Source organism: Nocardia sp. BMG51109 (genome assembly GCF_000526215.1).
Lineage (GTDB): Bacteria > Actinomycetota > Actinomycetes > Mycobacteriales > Mycobacteriaceae > Nocardia.
In genome coordinates this window covers 1,931,032-1,947,449 of the sequence record NZ_JAFQ01000004.1, presented here as the reverse complement: position 1 = coordinate 1,947,449, position 16,418 = coordinate 1,931,032, and the positions used below count along the sequence as shown (strand labels likewise).

The following is a 16,418-nucleotide window of genomic DNA, read 5'->3' as shown; positions in this document are numbered from 1 at the left end:
CTGCCCGAATAAGGTAGCGGCGCTTGTCGTATCGAGGCGGTAGCCTGCACGCATCATGTTGATCAGACTGCTGCGCAGCTTCATGAGCCCCTACCGCACCCAGCTGGCCGGGGTCGTCGCGCTGCAACTGGTCTCGGTCATCGCGATGCTGTACCTGCCCAGCCTGAACGCCGACATCATCGACAACGGCGTCACCAAGGGCGATGTCGGCTACATCTGGAACACCGGATTGTGGATGCTGGCGGTCAGCGGCGTGCAGATCCTGGCCTCGGCGTGCTCGGTGTATCTCGGGGCGCAGGCGGCGATGGGCGCGGGCCGCGATATCCGCGCCGCGCTGCTGCACCGGGTCGGCGGTTTCTCCGCGCGCGAGGTGGGCCTGTTCGGCGCGCCGTCGCTGATCACCCGCAACACCAACGACGTACAGCAGGTGCAGCTGCTGATCGTGATGAGCGCGACCATCCTGGTAATGGCGCCGATCATGTGCGTCGGCGGCATCATCATGGCGGTGCGCCAGGACCTGGGCCTGTCCTGGCTGCTGCTGATCGCGGTGCCGGCGCTGGCGCTGACCATGGCGGTGATCATCTCCCGGATGGTGCCCGGCTTCCGGCGCATGCAGGAGCGCATCGATGCGGTGAACCGGGTGCTGCGCGAGCAGATCACCGGCATCCGGGTGGTCCGGGCCTTCGTGCGCGAGCGGCAGGAGACCTGGCGCTTCGGCGTCGCCAACTCCGAGCTGACCGACGTCTCGCTGTACGTCGGCCGGCTGATGGCGCTGATGTTCCCGGCGGTGATGCTGATCAGCAACCTCACCACCGTGGCGGTGATCTGGTTCGGCGGGCACGCGATCAACGAGGGGGAGATGCAGGTCGGCTCGCTGACCGCGATGCTCTCCTACATCATGCAGATCCTGATGGCGGTCATGATGGCCTCGTTCCTGGCCATGATGGCGCCGCGCGCGGCGGTGTCGGCCGAGCGCATCGCCGAGGTGCTGGAGACCGAGTCGTCGGTGACCCAGCCGCCCCTGCCGCAGCCGTTCGAGTCCGATCCGGGTTCGGTGGAGCTGGCCGCCGCCGAGTTCAAGTTTCCCGGCGCGGAGAAGCCGGTGCTGCGGGCCATCCAGTTCGCGGTGCAGCCGGGGGAGACCGTCGCCGTCGTGGGTTCCACCGGTGCGGGGAAGACCACGCTGCTCAATCTGATTCCGCGCCTGATCGACGTGACCGACGGCGCGGTGAAGGTGGGCGGCACCAACGTGCGCCACGTCGATCTGGATCTGCTGCGCTCGCAGATCGGCCTGGTGCCGCAGAAGGCGTACCTGTTCTCCGGCACCGTCGCGTCCAATCTGCGCTACGGCGATCCGGAGGCCACCGATGAGCAGCTGTGGCGTGCCCTGGAGATCGCGCAGGCCGCCGATTTCGTCCGGGATATGCCCCAGGGGTTGGAAACCCCTGTCGCACAGGGCGGTACGACGGTATCCGGCGGTCAGCGCCAGCGGCTGGCGATCGCCCGCGCGCTGGTGAAGCGCCCCAGGATCTACCTGTTCGACGATTGCTTCTCCGCGCTGGACGTGGCCACCGACGCCCGGGTCCGGGAGGCCCTGCGGTCGGAGATCACCGATGCCGCGGTCATCACGGTGGCACAGCGGATCTCGACCGTGCGCGACGCCGACCGGATCGTGGTGCTGGAGGACGGCGCGATGGCCGGCACCGGCACGCACGACCGGCTGCTGCGCGACTGCGCGGAGTACCGCGAGATCGTGGAGTCCCAGATCAGTGCGGAGGAGGTGCGGTGAGGCCGGGGATGCCCGGTCCGGGAGCGCCGGATACCCGGGCCAAGTCGTTCGGGCCGTCGCTGAAGCGGTTGTTGCGGCAGCTCGCGCCCGAGCGGTTCTACCTCATCGCGGTTCTTGCGCTGGCGGTGACGGCCGTCGTGCTCAACACGCTGGGCCCGCAGCTGCTCGGCAAGGCCACCAACCTGATCTTCGACGGTGTGGTCGGCAAGCAGCTGCCCCCGGGGCTGACCAAGGATCAGGCGATCGAGGCGCTGCGCGCGCAGGGCCAGGACAAGCTCGCCGACATGCTCGCGGGCATGCACGTGATCCCCGGTGCGGGAGTCGATTTCGGTGCCGTGGGCCGGGTGCTCCTGCTGGTGCTGGCGCTGTATGTGTGTGCCGCGGTGTTCACCTGGTTGCAGGCGTTCCTGCTGAACCTGGTGATCAACCGCACGGTGAAGCGGCTGCGCGCCGACATCGAGGACAAGATCCATCGGCTGCCGCTGCGCTACTTCGACTCCACGCCGCGCGGCGATCTGCTCTCCCGGGTGACCAACGACGTCGACAACATCCAGCAGAGCCTGAACCAGACGATGAGCCAGCTGCTCGTCTCGGTGTTCACGGTGTTCGGCATCCTGATCATGATGTTCTGGATCTCTCCGCTGCTGGCGCTGATCGCGCTGCTCACGGTGCCGGCGGCGGTGATCGTGACGGCGCAGATCGCCAAGCGCTCCAAGCCGTACTTCGTCGACCAGTGGAAGTACACCGGTCTGGTGAACGCGCAGGTGGAGGAGGCCTACACGGGCCACGAGGTGGTCACGGCGTTCGGCCGGATGCGCGAGGTCGGCCAGGAGTTCGACACCCGCAACGACAAGCTCTACGAGGTCAGTTTCCGGGCGCAGTTCATCTCCGGACTGATCATGCCGGTGATGATGTTCATCGGGAACCTGAACTACGTGCTGATCGCCGTGGTGGGCGGGCTGCGGGTGGCCTCGGGCAATCTGTCGCTGGGTGAGGTGCAGGCGTTCATCCAGTACTCGCGGCAGTTCAGCCAGCCGCTGACGCAGATCGGCTCGATGATCAACCTGCTGCAATCCGGCGTGGCCTCGGCCGAGCGGATCTTCGAGGTCCTCGACGCCGAGGAGCAGATTCCGGATCCGGAGGTGGAGGATGCCCGCCCGGTGGTCCGCGGCCATGTCGAGTTCGCCTCGGTGTCGTTCCGCTACGAGCCCGACAAGCCGGTGATCGAGGACCTGTCGCTGGTCGCGGAGCCCGGGCACGTGGTGGCGATCGTCGGCCCCACCGGCGCCGGCAAGACCACGCTGGTGAATCTGCTGGAGCGTTTCTACGAGCTGGACTCGGGCGTGATCAGCATCGACGGCGTGGACATCACCCGGATCAGCCGCGATCACCTGCGCTCGCGCATCGGCATGGTGCTGCAGGACACCTGGTTGTTCGGCGGCACCATCCGGGAGAACATCGCCTACGGCAATACGACGGCGAGCGAGGAGGAGATCCTCGCCGCCGCCCGGGACGCCTACGTCGACCGTTTCGTGCACTCGCTGCCCGAGGGCTACGACACGGTGATCGATGAGGAGGGCTCGGGCGTCAGCGCGGGGGAGAAACAGCTGATCACGATCGCCCGGGCGTTCCTGGCCAAGCCGTCGATCCTGATCCTCGACGAGGCGACCAGTTCGGTCGACACCCGCACCGAACTGCTGGTCCAGCAGGCCATGACGGCCCTGCGCCGCGACCGCACCAGCTTCGTCATCGCGCACCGCCTGTCCACCATCCGCGACGCCGACACGATCGTGGTGATGGAGCAGGGGCACGTCGTCGAGCAGGGCACCCACGACGAGCTGCTGGCCCACCGCGGCGCGTACTACGACCTGTACCACGCCCAATTCGCCGGTGCCGCAGTCGATCAGGACGTGGTGGACGAGGACGCCGTCGACGCCGTATAGAGCCGGTCCCCGCTCCGGGGTGATCCGGTGGGGTCGGTGACGGTGGGCCGGTGACGGTGGGTAGGTGGGGTTCGGGACGTCGCGGGGTGCTGGCACTATTGCGGGGTGCCCGATCAGTCGTCGTTCTCGTTCGCCGTCGGTACTCGCCTGGACGGGCGGTACGGCCGGACGGGTGTGATCACGACACCGCACGGCACCATCTCGACGCCGGCGTTCGTCCCCGTCGGCACCAAGGCGACGGTGAAGGCCGTGCTGCCCGAGATGATGAGGGAGCTGGGTGCGCAGGCGCTGCTGGCCAACGCCTATCACCTGTACCTACAGCCGGGTTCCGACATCGTCGACGAGGCGGGGGGTCTGGGCCGCTTCATGAACTGGGACGGGCCGACCTTCACCGACAGCGGCGGTTTCCAGGTGATGTCGCTGGGCGTCGGGTTCAAGAAGGTGCTGGCCATGGAGGCGGTCGGCGTGCAGAACGACGAGGTGATCGCCGAGGGCAAGCAGCGGCTGGCGGTCGTCGACGACGACGGCGTCACCTTCCGCTCGCACCTGGACGGATCGAGCCATCGGTTCACGCCCGAGGTCTCGATGGGCATCCAGCATCGGCTCGGCGCCGACATCATGTTCGCCTTCGACGAACTGACCACCCTGCTGAATACCCGTGAGTACCAGGAGAAGTCGCTGCGGCGCACGCACGAGTGGGCGCTGCGGTGCATCACCGAACACGAGCGGCTCACCGCCGCCCGCCCGCATCGGCCGTACCAGGCGCTGTTCGCGGTGATCCAGGGCGCGCAGTACGAGGACCTGCGCCGCAAGGCCTGTCGCGAGCTGGAGGCGATCCGCGGCGCCGGCGGAACGGGATTCGACGGCTACGGCATCGGCGGCGCCCTGGAGAAGCACAACCTGGGCACCATCGTCGGCTGGTGCGGCGCCGAACTCCCCGAGGAGAAGCCGCGGCACCTGCTGGGTATCAGCGAGCCCGAGGACCTGTTCGTCGCGGTGGAGAACGGCGCCGACACCTTCGACTGCGTGAACCCGTCCCGGGTCGCCCGCAACGCCGCCGTCTACGTGGACGCCGGCCGCTTCAACATCAACACCAGCCGGTTCCGCCGCGACTTCACCCCGATCGACGAGACCTGCGACTGCTACACCTGCGCGCACTACACCCGCGCCTACCTTCACCACCTGTTCAAGGCGAAGGAGATGCTGGCGGCCACCCTGTGCACGATCCACAACGAACGCTTCACCGTCCGTCTCGTGGACCGTATCCGCGCCTGCATCGACGAGGGCCGCTTCGACGAGTTCAAGGCCGAGGCGCTCGGCCGCTGGCAGGGGCGGATCCGAAACCCGTAGCGGCAGTTCCCTACAGTGCCGGTCGGCGTTTCAGCTGTAGATCGCCGGGCGGTCCAGCGGCTTGTAGCTGGGTTCGTGCTTCTTCAGCAGGGCGATGCAGCGGTAGCTGACCGGCAGGATGATCGCCTCCACCAAGGTTTTCCACACGAAGCCGACGATCACGTAGTTGATGAACGCGCCCCACGAGTCGATGCCGATGGCGGTCGCCGCGATCGAGCAGAACACCAGGGTGTCGCCGAATTCGCCGGCCACGGTGGAGCCGAGCAGCCGCGCCCACAGGTGCTTCTCCTTGGTGCGCTCCTTGATCAGCATCAGCGTCGTCGAGTTCAGGAACTGGCCGACCACATATCCGGCGAGCCCGGCCGCGACCAGTTGCGGCGTGGTGCCGACCACCGTGCGGAACGCGTCCTGATTCTCGTAGAACCCGGCCGCGGGCAGGCCGATGGCGATCCAGAAGCACACCACCATCAGCAGCAACATGCCGAAGCCGTAGTAGATGGTGCGCCGGGCGGCGCGGAACCCGTATACCTCGCTCAACACGTCGCCGATGACGTAGGCGAGCGGGAACAGGAAGAAGGCGGCGTCGGTGGTGATCGGCAGGAGCTCGATCGGTCCCAGCGACACGTGTTTGTCGGCGAAGAACTGGACGCCCTTGGTCGCACAGATATTGGAAATCATCAGGGTGGCCGTGAACAGCGTCACGATCAGAGTGAATGGACCCCCCGCGGCCTGCGCGAATGCCGCGTGTTCGGCAGCGGGGTGTCCAGACCCCTCGATTTGCTCATTTTCAGTGGTATCGCTGGTATCGCTCACGAGCAGACGACGATACCGGCCGCGAGTCCTCGTGGAATAGGCTGTGATGATGACGAATCCCGGCGATTCCGACGAGTGGTGGAAACAATACGGTGGCGAGGGCGTGTCGTCAGAGTCGGAGTCCGGGGGCCGTCCCTCGGGACCGCCGCCCCCGCCCGCACCGCCGTCGGGCTACTCCTCGAACCCCCAGCAACAGGCGCAGCCGCCGGTGACGCCGCCTCCGCAGCAGCAGTATCCGAGTTATCCACAGCAGCCTTCGCAGCCGTATCCACAGGCGGGCGCACCGACCGGTCCGCCCGGGCCGTACGGCCAGCCGGGCGGGCAGCCCTACGGCCAGCCGGGTTACGGCTATCCGGCCGGCGGCGCCTACCAGCCCTACGGTTATCCCCAGCAGGCCCAGGGCACCAACGGCCTGGCGATCGGCTCGCTGATCGCCTCGATCCTGGGGGTGTGCAGCTGTGCCATCGGCTCGATCGTCGGCATCATCCTCGGCGTCATCGCGCTGAACCAGATCAAGGAGCGCGGGGGTGAGGGCCGCGGCCTGGCCCTGGGCGGTATCTGGGTCGGGGTCGCCAGCATCGTGCTGTGGATCGTGTACGTCGTGGTTGCCGTGGCCACCAGTTGATGCCCGCAGACGAGTGAAGGGGCGCACCCGGAGTCCGGATGCGCCCCTTCCGTTATTCGTCGAGCGAGCTGTTCGGCCGGAGCCGGATCAGCCCTTGACGACGGTCGCCCCACCGGCGAACTTGTCGTGCCAGCCCTGCCTGTTCGGATCCTGCGAGATGGTCACCGCGATGTAGATGACCAGGCCGAGCTCGACCAGCGACCCGATGCACGGGATGAGCTGCGAGACCACCCACAGGTTGCGCTTGGCCGAGGCCGCGGCGTCCAGATTGCCGCCGTTCGGGCCGAGTACCCGCAGGCCCAGCGCCTTCTTCCCGAGCGTGCCGCCCTGCGAGACCTCCATGCCCACGAAGTAGCCCAGGTTCACCACGGCCGCGAGGATGCTCCACACGATCTGGCCGCCGATGTTGTTCCCGATGACGAAGACGTAGATGAGTACGAGCGGGATGAAGATGATGAGGGCGTCGATCAGGCGTGCCGCGAACCGGACACCCAGGTCGCCCGGAACCGCCCCGGGGGGAACCCCCGGCGCGCCGTACTGCGGCTGGCCGTAGGGCTGCTGGCCGAACTGCTGACCGTACGGATCCTGCGGCTGCCCGTACGGCTGCTGCCCCGGGGGCTGCTGTCCGTACGGCTGCTGCGGTTGCTGAGGGTACTGCCCCTGCTGACCCTGCTGGCCGTACTGCGGCGGCTGTCCGCCCGGGTACGGCTGCTGGCCGGGGTACTGCTGTCCGCCCTGCGGATACTGCTGTCCGCCCTGGGGATACGGCTGGCCATATGGCTGGCCGCCCTGCGGATACTGGTTGGGGTCGTACCCACCGCTAGTCATCAATGGTCCTCTGAATTGGTTGTGGCTTCGGACTTCTTGCGTAGGTTACGGATTCCGGATGGATTTCACCACGTTCTGCGGGTCGAGTGTCCACGGCTCGAGCGGCAGCGTAGCCGGTGTGAACCCGTCGAGTAGCTCGGCGGGGGTGGTCGCGGTGCGGCCGAGCGAATCCGCCAGCAGCGCAAGCACCTGTCGCGGTGTCTCACCCAGTGCGATGCGGTCGGCCGACGTGACCGCGCCGTCGCGCTTGGCAAGCCGCTTACCCTCGCGGTTGAGTACCAACGGGACGTGGGCGTAGTGCGGCACCGGCAGCCCGAGCAGGGTGGCCAGATAGGCCTGCCGCGGGGTGGACGCCAGCAGGTCGTCGCCGCGGACCACCTGGTCGATGCCCTGGTCGGCGTCGTCGACCACCACCGCGAGGTTGTATGCGGGGGTACCGTCGCCGCGACGCAGCACGAAGTCGTCCACGAGACCCCGGTAGTGTCCGTGGATTTCGTCGACGATCTCGAATTTCGTCTCGAATCCTGTTGTCTGCGAACGCAAGCGCAGCGCGGCGGGACGGCCCTCGGCGCGGTGGGCGGCGCGCTCGGCGTCGGTGAGGTCGCGGCAGGTGCCCGGGTAGGCGCCCATCGGTCCGTGTGGTGCGCTCGCGGCCTGTTGGATTTCCCTTCGGGTGCAATAACATTCGTAGGTCAGGCCCGCCGCTGTGAGGGTGTCGACGGCCGCGAGGTGTCGGTCCAGGCGCTCGGACTGCCGGAGCACGGGCGGATCCCAGTCCAGGCCGAGGGCGGTCAGGTCGGCCAGTTGACGCTCGGCGGCGCCGGGCCGCACCCGATCGAGATCCTCGATGCGGATATAGAAGGCGCGGCCCGTCGACCGGGCGAACAGCCACGCCAGCAGCGCGGTGCGCAGATTGCCCAGATGCAGGTCGCCCGAGGGGCTGGGTGCGAATCGTCCGGCCGGCATCGGGTCAGAGCCGTAGCCGGGGGCGCAGCCGGTCCTCGCCGATCGTCCGGCCGGCATCCAGATCCGCCAGCAGACTCTCGGCATGGGACACCAGGCCGGGGCCGTCGATGCCGTACGGCGCCGCACCGTAGGCGGTCAACCGGCCCGCGGCCCGCTCCAGCAAGGTGCGCGCACCCTTCGGGTTGCCGCGCTGGATATGCGTGAGGCCGACGGCGTACTGCGCCAACCCCTGCCACAGCATCCGCTCGGCGAACGGCCCGCTCTTCCACGCACCCTCCAGGACCTCGTGCGCGTTGAAGGCCAGCCCGTCGTCGAGCAGTCGCTGGGCGTAGTCGAGGGTCTCGTTCGGCGGCAGGTCCAGATCGTCCGGAATGCGCTCGACGCCGACGCTGCCGGGCGGCAGCGGGCGGCCCAGCCGGTCGCGGGGACGGGCATTTCGGGCACGTCCGACATCGTCTCGATCACGTTCGACCACGACTCCATGATCCACGATTCACGCACGCGGCGATTATCCGGTCCGTTCGCGGTAGTACGGCCGTGCGTGAATTCTCGTCGGAGTGCGCGTTTGCCCGACCGCTTCCGAGGGAATGGCAATTGCACGGCTATTCGAATTCTCGGTAACTTTTCGTAGGCCGGACGGTATCGAAAACGAAAGTAAACGGCCGCTATTGCGGGGACCTGCTAATGTGCACGCCGGGGTCGATCCCCACCAGGTCCACGGTGTGGACGTGCGCGATCAATACAGCAAGTCGCACTATTGCGTGCTACCACCAGGCGCACCACGGGATTCTCCGCACGGCGGATCCCGGCGTAGCAGAAACGATGGCAGAGATATATCATTCTCGACGCAGCAAAGGAGCTAGTGCCGTGAAGGTTGATTCGATCGGTGCCGTGTGGCGCAAGAGCACATACAGCGGCCCCGACGGAAACTGTGTGGAAGTTGCGTTTCTGGCCGGCGGCAATGTCGCGGTTCGCGACACCAAGGACCGCGAGCAGGGCCCGGTGTTGGCATTCGCCCCGGGCGAATGGGACGCGTTCGTCGCGGACGTGCACGCGGAAAGGTTCGGTCCCGCCTGATCGGCGGTTTCGAACCAGGCAGAAACGGGCCCCGGGTCGATTCGGCTCGGGGCCTTCGCGGTGCCGCTCAGTCCTCGTGCTCCGGAGCGCGGTTCTCCTGATATCGCCGGAGCACGGCCAACTGCTCGTGTTCCTGTTCGCGGTCGACGGCGCGCAACTGCTCGATCTCGCCCGCCGGATCCGCCCGGAGGAAGCTGCCGCTGCCGGGCTTACCGGACAGGCCCAACCGGTTCATCTTCTTCGGCACCGGTGCGCCCTGATAGGGCAGCGGAATCGGATGGCCGTGCTCGTCCACCGGGCCCAGCGGCTGGTGCAGCTCGATGTACTCACCGTGCGGCAGGCGCCGGACCACACCGGTCTCGATGCCGTGCTCGAGTACGGTGCGATCGCTGCGTTGCAGCGCCAGGCACAGCCGATAAGCCGCGAAGTAGGCCAGCGGCGGCGCGAGCAACAGGGCGATCCGGAAGAACCAGGTCGTCGCGTTGAGCGAGATGTCGAATGCCAGGGCGATGATGTCGTTGACGCAGGCCAGCGTGAGCACCAGGTAGAAGGTGATCGACATGGCGCCGATCGCCGTGCGCACCGGCACGTCACGCGGGCGCTGCAGCAGGTTGTGGTGCGCGTAGTCCTTGGTGAGGCGTTTCTCGATCCAGGGGTAGGCGATGATCGCCACGAAGATCACCGGCATCAGGATCGCCACCGAGAACGCGCCCGGGACGGTGTGCCCGAAGATGTACAGCTCCCAGGCCGGGAACAGGCGCAGGAAGCCGTCGGTCCACATCATGTAGAAGTCGGGCTGGGTGCCGGCCGAGACCTGAGACGGGTTGTAGGGCCCCAGATTCCAGATCGGATTGATCTGTAGCACGCCGCCCATGATCGCGACGACGCCCAGCGTGAACATGAAGAACGCGCCCTGATCCAGCGAGAACACCGGCACGATCCGGGTGCCGATCACGTTCTTCTCGGTGCGCGCCGGGCCGGGGAACTGGGTGTGTTTCTGGTACCAGACCAGGGCGATGTGGGCCGCGATGAGCGCCAGGATGATGCCGGGGAACAGCAGCACGTGCGCGATGTACAGGCGCGGGATGATGATCTCGCCGGGGAAGTCGCCGCCGAACAGCAGCCAGTGCGTCCAGGTGCCCATCACCGGAATTCCCAGGGTGATTCCCGCGAACGCGGCGCGCAGGCCGGTCCCCGAGGCCAGATCGTCGGGGATCGAGTAGCCGAAGAAGCCCTCGAACATCGCGATGATCAGGATGATCGCGCCCATCACCCAGTTCGCCTCGCGGGGGCGGCGGAACGCGCCGGTGAAGAAGACGCGGCACATGTGCACGATCATCGACGCGGCGAAAAGCAGTGCGGCCCAATGGTGTACCTGTCGCACGAACAGGCCGCCGCGCACGTCGAAGCTGATCTGCAGCGTCGATTCGTAGGCGCGCGACATGGTCACCCCGCGCAGCGGCTGATAGGTGCCGTCGTAGACGACCTCCGTCATCGACGGGTCGAAGAACAGCGTCAGATAGATGCCCGACAGCAGCAGGATGATGAAGCTGTAGAGCGCGATCTCGCCGAGCAGGAACGACCAGTGCGTCGGAAAGACCTTGTTGATGGATCTCTTGGCGAAGTTGGCCGCGGTATATCGCTGGTCGGCGGAATCGGCCTGTGTGGCGATCCTGCGGCCGAGGGAACCTTCTCGTACTGCCATGGCAGTCACCCCACCCCGGGTTAAAGAGCCGTAGATCTTCTACTACAGACTGTAGCACTAGCGGCGCGTCCGATCGATGGTTCGAGCCGATATGGTCGGCGGGATGGATGCGCTGACGCCCCAGGATGCGACCAGATACTGGTTGTCCCACCGGACGTGCAACGACCTGTTCCTGCTGTACTGCTTCACCGATACCGGCCGCTCGGCCGATGATCTGCGCGCGAGCGTCGCGGCCCGCAGTGCGCGCATTCCCGATCTGTCGGTGCGGGTGCGGGAACGGCGGTTCGGGTATCCGGTCCGGGTGCCGCGCGGATTCACCGGCGATCAGGTCGTCGAGCACCGCCTGGACGAGCCCGGTTGGCCGAATGTCGTTGCGGCGCTCGGCGATCTGCTCGGCGAGGGTGTGCGCGCCGACGAGTACGCATGGCGCCTGCATCTGTTCCGCGGGGTCGTCGGGGCGCCCGGCGGTGCCGATCCGGCGCTCGTCGCGGTGCTACAGCTGTCGCACGCGCTCGCCGACGGACAACGGGCGGCCGCGGTCGCGCGGGCACTGTTCGCCGAGGGTGCTGGTCGGGCGGGGCCCGTGCGGACCCGTGGGGTACGCAAGGCCGACAGTCGCAGCGGTTTCGTGAGTGTCGATGGAGGTGATGCGGCGTTCGGCAGCGGCGGTGGGGACGGCGAGGCTTCGGTGGCGGACCGCTGCTCGGTGCCGCGGGTGGCGGAGCCGGGCACAGATCAGGTGTGGCCGGCTCATTCCCACGCTCGTCGTGTCCATCGCCGGCGCGCAGCGCTCGCCGCGCGGTTGCGCGATCGGTGTCTTCGACGGGCTCTTGCCGGTACGGCAGGAGGTTGGCTGGGTCGCGTGGAAAACTCTGCGACAGAGGCAGTTTCACTGCTCGCCTTCCCGGTTCTGCTGAGTAGAACCGTTGTTCGCGGGTTCGCGGCGGAGGGTGCGCGCCGTGAGCTGGCTTCTCGGGCCGAGCGTGGCGAGGTGCCGCCGGCCGCGCCCGGGTTTCCTCCTACCCTGCTGAATCAGCCGCCCGAACCGGCCGAACACGTGGTGCGCATGCTCGTTCGGGATGACCTGAAGATTCCGGGGTACACGGTCACAGTGGTGGTCCTGACGGCCGTCGCCTCGGCGTTGAACCGGTACCTGAAATCGCCGGAAGCCGAACTCGCTGCCCAGGTCTCGATGGCGGTGCCGAGCCGAAATAGTCGCTCGCACAACAATTACCGTGATCTCGGCATCGCATTGCATGGCGCCGAACCGGATCCCCGCCGCCGCGCCGACCGGATCGCCGCCGATCTGGACGCGCGCCGCGCCCGTGCCGAACATCCGCTGCTGTCGGCGCAGGATCGCGTGACGGATGTGCTCCCGGCTTCCGTGCTGCGCCGCGACGTGGCCACCTATCCGATAGATCAGGTGCCCGACGCGCTGTCCGGCCACACGGTGGTGTCCAGCGTGAATCGCGGACCGGCGGATCTGACCTTCGGCGGCGGCCCGGTCCGGTTCACCGCCGGCTTCCCCGCCCTCGGCGCCGTCATGCACCTGACGCACGGCGTGCACGGTCTCGGCCGCACGGTCACGGTGTCGGTGCACGCCGACCCCGCCGTGGTGCCCGATATCGACGCCTACGCCGGGCAGCTGGATGCCGCGCTCACGGAGGTGCTGGAGATGTTGGGAGACGGTCCGAAACCCCCTGCCGGGCACTGATACTCGAGCGGCCCTCTTCGCCGATCCCCGTCACTCCGGCGTGCTCGGCCGGGATCTATTGCCGACTGGACGGTGGCATTCGCGGGCGGCGGCGCCGTGCCGGGCCCGCGCTGTAGTTCGAGATATCGGTTGCGGACGAGGGCAGCTCTGGATTCCGGCCACCAACATGCACGAATGGCTGTGGAGGGGTGTTGATGACTCTCCGGAGGATCCGACTCACGGAACGAGGGTGCCGTTGCTGCGCTGACACCCGTGCGATCCGGCCCGGTGCCGATTATTTTCCGCCGCCCGGGCCGTCGATTCTTCGAGGGCGCCAGTGCGCGCGGACGGCCGCCGACCCGAGGAGGACGCGATGATCGACCTGAAACCGGCCTGCCACACCATGATCGAGCTGCTGGCGGACGTGTCCGACGAACTGCTCGGCCGCCCGACACCGTGCGCCGAGTACACCGTCGCCGATCTCGTCGACCACATCGTCGAGTCCGCGCGGGGCTTCATCGAACTCGCCGGACGGGCCGCCCCGCCTCCTGGTGATCGTGCGGCACAGGTGGCGGAACTCGGCGAGGCATGGGCGGACCCGGCCGCCTGGACGGGCACGGGCGGCCCGCCGCAGCTCCGGTTGCCCAACGAGCTGTGGGGCAGGATCGCCCTCACCGAGATGGTGGTGCACGGCTGGGACCTCGCCGTCGCGCTCGGCCGCCCGTTCCACCTGCCCGAGGAGACCTTGCGAGCCTGTCTCGACCACGTCACCGCTTTCGTCCCCGAGGCGCCCCTGCCCGAACTGTGGGGCAGCGCGGTCGACGCCCCCGCCACGGCACCGCTGATCGACCGAATCGTCGCCGTAACCGGCCGCGACCCACACTGGACCCCTGCTCGAGCCCCGTTTTTACAGTGACGCGACCCGGCCGGTATGCTGCCCCACGGAGGATTCGCCTAGTGGCCTATGGCGCTCGCCTGGAACGCGGGTTGGGTTAACGCCCTCGCGGGTTCGAATCCCGCATCCTCCGCCAGAAGTGGATTACTCAATCCTGGCCCGAACGTTAGTTTGGGCCAGGATTGTGCTGATATGGCCTGTTTCCAGAAGCTCAGCAGGACCGCACCGCTTCGGTCGGTTGGCCTCTGGCCGGAGCGACGGGGCGAGGATGTGGCGTCGATGAGCGTGGTTGGCGCATTGGTGTGGGCCGGATCGCATGGGTACGACGTTTGTGGACGATCTTGTCGAACTCGGCCACATGATCAGCCTCGGCTGCTACACCGAGGTGGAACTGCATGCCAAGGCGAATGAGATGGCGGCCGAGTGTCTGATGCGGCAGGTGGCTGCACGAGACCGAAGACGATCTCTGTGATCTCATCGAGAGCGCGTTCGAGAGTGACGTCGATCAGAACGATTCCGACGACAACCGCATGTGATCATCCGGAGCAGCTTATCGGGCACGACAACGTGATAACGGCCGTCAATCGTCTAACCGCGATCCCCAAGTTGTGGCTTCCTGCGGTACGTTGCAGTCACTGGCTCCTTCGAGCCGATCCATGCCGCCGCGTCGGGGGAGATCCACCTTGCAACTGCGATGGCATCGGCGACGTCATCGATCAGACGCCGTTGATGGATCGGCTCGTGGTGAGCGGCCCGATTCCGCACGAATGCGAGGCGTTGAAGTCGCTGTTCGACTTGCTTCCGTCTCTGGCCGATGTCGGCATGACCGTGAGGAAACGCCGTATTCAAGGCTGGCACCCACAGGGAAGTCAAGTACCGAGACGCGGTGAGGTACCGCCAGAATCCGAACGAAAGTTCAGCTACCACCTTTCCGTGCACCTCGGTCGGTTGGCGCTTGATCGCACGTCTACGAGCTTCGGCAATGTCTGCACACCCACGTGCATCCAGGGGCGCGTGGGTGAACCACGCTCCATCGCCATAGCGGCTCTGCGACCACTGGCTGAGCGCAGCATCCATTGCGTTTCGCACTATGACTTCGGTCATGGATATGAGCGACAGGGTGCCGGCCGATGCGTTCGTGTTCCACTCGTACAGCCGAAGGGCTGCATCGAGGTCGTCGTTCGCTGCAGTGAGGTACGAACTCAGCCGTTGATGCGTAAGCAGATCTGCGATCACGCAGTTGCTCCAGGCTGCCCGAGCCATGCTTGACATACTCCGAGTCCCCCCTACACTCGTCTATTGAAGGCCCCGGAACGATCACTGGCTTCGGTCATATCGCCGGGGCTACGTCGTTCCCGCCCCCACTACCATCGACCACCTCCGGTGCTTCGCGTGGCTTCGCCGTGGTCGATGGTAGTAGGGCGGGGTGCATTTCCTGCACGAAATGCCGATGGCCTTCTATGTGTGCAGCTCAGGGCACTGCGCAAGGAGCCCTGTCGTTTCGACCGCCGGGTTCGAAAGCCATACCGTTCCTTCCACAGCGGAAAGTCGCCGGTAGATCTACCGGCGACTTTCCTTTCTCTATGGGTTCACTTGTGCAGGCTGGTGAGGACCTTCTTCAGCTCGTCCTTGCAGACCGTGTCGACTTCCTGCTTGTTGGTGGGGGACGGGGTGTCGATGGACAGCTTCACCCTGGCGGACAGGTTGGAGTCGAGTACCGCGCAGGTGTAGTCGAGGCTGGTGAAGCTCGAGTAGATCGATTCGTTGGCGGCGTAATAGGCGTCCTGGCCCAGGCCCGTGATCGTGCCCGAGGTGCGGCCGCTGCCGCTGGTCTGGGTGTCCATCTGCTTCCAGGTGTTGAAGCTCGGCGAGCCGTACTCGCCCTGGAAGTCGGCCTCGAGGTCCAGGTCGGAGCCGTCGTCGCCGTACTTGCCGGCACCGGTGTAGGAGGCCTTGCACTCCAGGGAGCCGCCGTCGTAGCTGGTGGGCTGGCGTTCGGTGTGTTCCGGGGCGCCGTCCGGGATCGGTGCCCACTTGCTCAGCACCGTGGTGTCGACCAGCATGCAGGCATTGGTGGCCTTGGCCATCGAGTAGTTGCCTTCGGCCTTGTTGCCCTTGCCGGTCAGGCCGCCGCCGCCACCGCCGTTGTCGTCGCTGTTCGCCGCCAGCACCGCGATGCCGATCACGGCGCCGATGACGACCACCAGGCCCACGGCGCCGCCGATGATCCACGGGACGGCGCTGCTCTTCTTGGGCGGCGGGTACGGTCGGCCCGGAAACTGCTGCTGCCCATAAGGCGGGTTGCCGTACGGCGGGGGCGGCGGATATCCGGGCTGCTGCTGCGGCTGGCCCGGCGGCGGGGCCTGCTGTGGATATTGCGGCTGCGAGGCGCCGACATAGTTGTCGAATCCCGCGCCCAGCACGGTCGGATCGGTGCCCGTGACCGGGCCCTGCGGCCTGCCGCCACCCAGTACGGTCGGTTCCGTGCCCGTGACCGGTGTGCCCGCACTGGCCGGCGGTGTCGACCACCACTGCACGGTCTCATTGGGTTGCCCGCTCTGCGCCGGCTCGTCCCGGTTGTGCGGTGGGTTGGTGCCTGTCAATGCTCATTCCTCCGGTTGTGGCGCGGAAGCCCCCACGAAAATGTCGCACAGATCGTAACGATTCGGGCGGCAAACGTCGCGACCCTACTTGTCGGGCGGCCCGTGAGGGCCCGTTTCGGTAGTTGCTCGCG

General features: G+C 67.0%; 15 protein-coding genes and 1 tRNA gene. 9 read left to right on the top strand and 7 right to left on the bottom strand.

Features of this window, described 5'->3' with window-relative positions; all coding sequences use genetic code 11:
- Window positions 1–55 precede the first annotated feature (55 nt).
- The 3 genes from D892_RS0110165 to tgt all read left to right on the top strand — a co-directional run bounded on the left by D892_RS0110165 (window position 56) and on the right by tgt (window position 5,082).
- Complete coding sequence (locus D892_RS0110165) at window positions 56–1,789, top strand: ABC transporter ATP-binding protein (protein WP_024801134.1); 1,734 nt, start codon at window positions 56–58, stop codon at window positions 1,787–1,789.
- A gap of 8 nt (window positions 1,790–1,797) precedes the next feature.
- Window positions 1,798–3,732: an ABC transporter ATP-binding protein gene (locus D892_RS0110160; protein ID WP_051499036.1), complete on the top strand. Its 1,935-nt coding sequence runs from the start codon at window positions 1,798–1,800 to the stop codon at window positions 3,730–3,732.
- A 105-nt stretch (window positions 3,733–3,837) separates the two neighbouring features.
- The gene (tgt, locus tag D892_RS0110155; RefSeq protein WP_024801132.1) at window positions 3,838–5,082 is read left to right on the top strand and encodes a tRNA guanosine(34) transglycosylase Tgt; all 1,245 of its coding nucleotides are present in this window, start codon (window positions 3,838–3,840) and stop codon (window positions 5,080–5,082) included.
- A gap of 30 nt (window positions 5,083–5,112) precedes the next feature.
- Here tgt and D892_RS0110150 read toward each other — a convergent pair whose 3' ends face one another.
- On the bottom strand, window positions 5,113–5,859 hold the full coding sequence (locus D892_RS0110150; protein WP_369801817.1) for a queuosine precursor transporter: 747 nt from the start codon (window positions 5,857–5,859) through the stop codon (window positions 5,113–5,115).
- 85 nt (window positions 5,860–5,944) lie between these two features.
- Between D892_RS0110150 and D892_RS0110145 the strand changes: the two genes are divergently transcribed.
- A complete protein-coding gene (locus D892_RS0110145; protein ID WP_024801130.1) occupies window positions 5,945–6,520 on the top strand; it encodes a DUF4190 domain-containing protein in 576 nt (191 codons plus the stop codon).
- An 87-nt stretch (window positions 6,521–6,607) separates the two neighbouring features.
- Here the strand turns inward: D892_RS0110145 and D892_RS0110140 are convergent, their stop codons facing one another.
- Genes D892_RS0110140 through D892_RS40840 form a run of 3 tightly spaced genes read right to left on the bottom strand, consistent with a single transcriptional unit; the run spans window position 6,608 to window position 8,789 of the window.
- On the bottom strand, window positions 6,608–7,348 hold the full coding sequence (locus D892_RS0110140) for an RDD family protein (protein WP_024801129.1): 741 nt from the start codon (window positions 7,346–7,348) through the stop codon (window positions 6,608–6,610).
- 45 nt (window positions 7,349–7,393) lie between these two features.
- The gene (gene gluQRS, locus D892_RS0110135; RefSeq protein WP_024801128.1) at window positions 7,394–8,314 is read right to left on the bottom strand and encodes a tRNA glutamyl-Q(34) synthetase GluQRS; all 921 of its coding nucleotides are present in this window, start codon (window positions 8,312–8,314) and stop codon (window positions 7,394–7,396) included.
- A gap of 4 nt (window positions 8,315–8,318) precedes the next feature.
- Window positions 8,319–8,789, bottom strand: a complete 471-nt coding sequence (locus D892_RS40840) for a DUF309 domain-containing protein (protein WP_036566889.1) — start codon at window positions 8,787–8,789, stop codon at window positions 8,319–8,321.
- A 392-nt stretch (window positions 8,790–9,181) separates the two neighbouring features.
- Here D892_RS40840 and D892_RS0110125 point away from each other — a divergent pair, with 392 nt between their 5' ends.
- Window positions 9,182–9,391 (top strand): DUF397 domain-containing protein, encoded by a 210-nt coding sequence (locus D892_RS0110125; protein WP_024801127.1) that lies wholly within the window; start codon window positions 9,182–9,184, stop codon window positions 9,389–9,391.
- Between the two features lie 67 nt (window positions 9,392–9,458).
- Here D892_RS0110125 and D892_RS0110120 read toward each other — a convergent pair whose 3' ends face one another.
- On the bottom strand, window positions 9,459–11,096 hold the full coding sequence (locus tag D892_RS0110120; RefSeq protein ID WP_024801126.1) for a cytochrome bc complex cytochrome b subunit: 1,638 nt from the start codon (window positions 11,094–11,096) through the stop codon (window positions 9,459–9,461).
- A gap of 103 nt (window positions 11,097–11,199) precedes the next feature.
- Between D892_RS0110120 and D892_RS43570 the strand changes: the two genes are divergently transcribed.
- The 4 genes from D892_RS43570 to D892_RS46535 all read left to right on the top strand — a co-directional run bounded on the left by D892_RS43570 (window position 11,200) and on the right by D892_RS46535 (window position 14,156).
- Complete coding sequence (locus tag D892_RS43570; RefSeq protein ID WP_198036870.1) at window positions 11,200–12,810, top strand: WS/DGAT domain-containing protein; 1,611 nt, start codon at window positions 11,200–11,202, stop codon at window positions 12,808–12,810.
- A 352-nt stretch (window positions 12,811–13,162) separates the two neighbouring features.
- Window positions 13,163–13,705 carry a TIGR03086 family metal-binding protein gene (locus D892_RS0110110; RefSeq protein WP_024801124.1) on the top strand — a complete coding sequence of 181 codons (543 nt, stop codon included), beginning with the start codon at window positions 13,163–13,165 and terminating at the stop codon, window positions 13,703–13,705.
- Window positions 13,706–13,732: 27 nt separating this feature from the next.
- Window positions 13,733–13,820: transfer RNA gene (locus tag D892_RS0110105), tRNA-Ser, on the top strand.
- Window positions 13,821–14,000: 180 nt separating this feature from the next.
- A complete protein-coding gene (locus D892_RS46535) occupies window positions 14,001–14,156 on the top strand; it encodes a hypothetical protein (RefSeq protein WP_156959448.1) in 156 nt (51 codons plus the stop codon).
- Between the two features lie 116 nt (window positions 14,157–14,272).
- Here D892_RS46535 and D892_RS45005 read toward each other — a convergent pair whose 3' ends face one another.
- Window positions 14,273–14,920, bottom strand: a complete 648-nt coding sequence (locus tag D892_RS45005) for a hypothetical protein (protein WP_232236047.1) — start codon at window positions 14,918–14,920, stop codon at window positions 14,273–14,275.
- Between the two features lie 353 nt (window positions 14,921–15,273).
- Window positions 15,274–16,287, bottom strand: a complete 1,014-nt coding sequence (locus D892_RS47660) for a hypothetical protein (RefSeq protein WP_024801123.1) — start codon at window positions 16,285–16,287, stop codon at window positions 15,274–15,276.
- Window positions 16,288–16,418 lie beyond the last annotated feature (131 nt).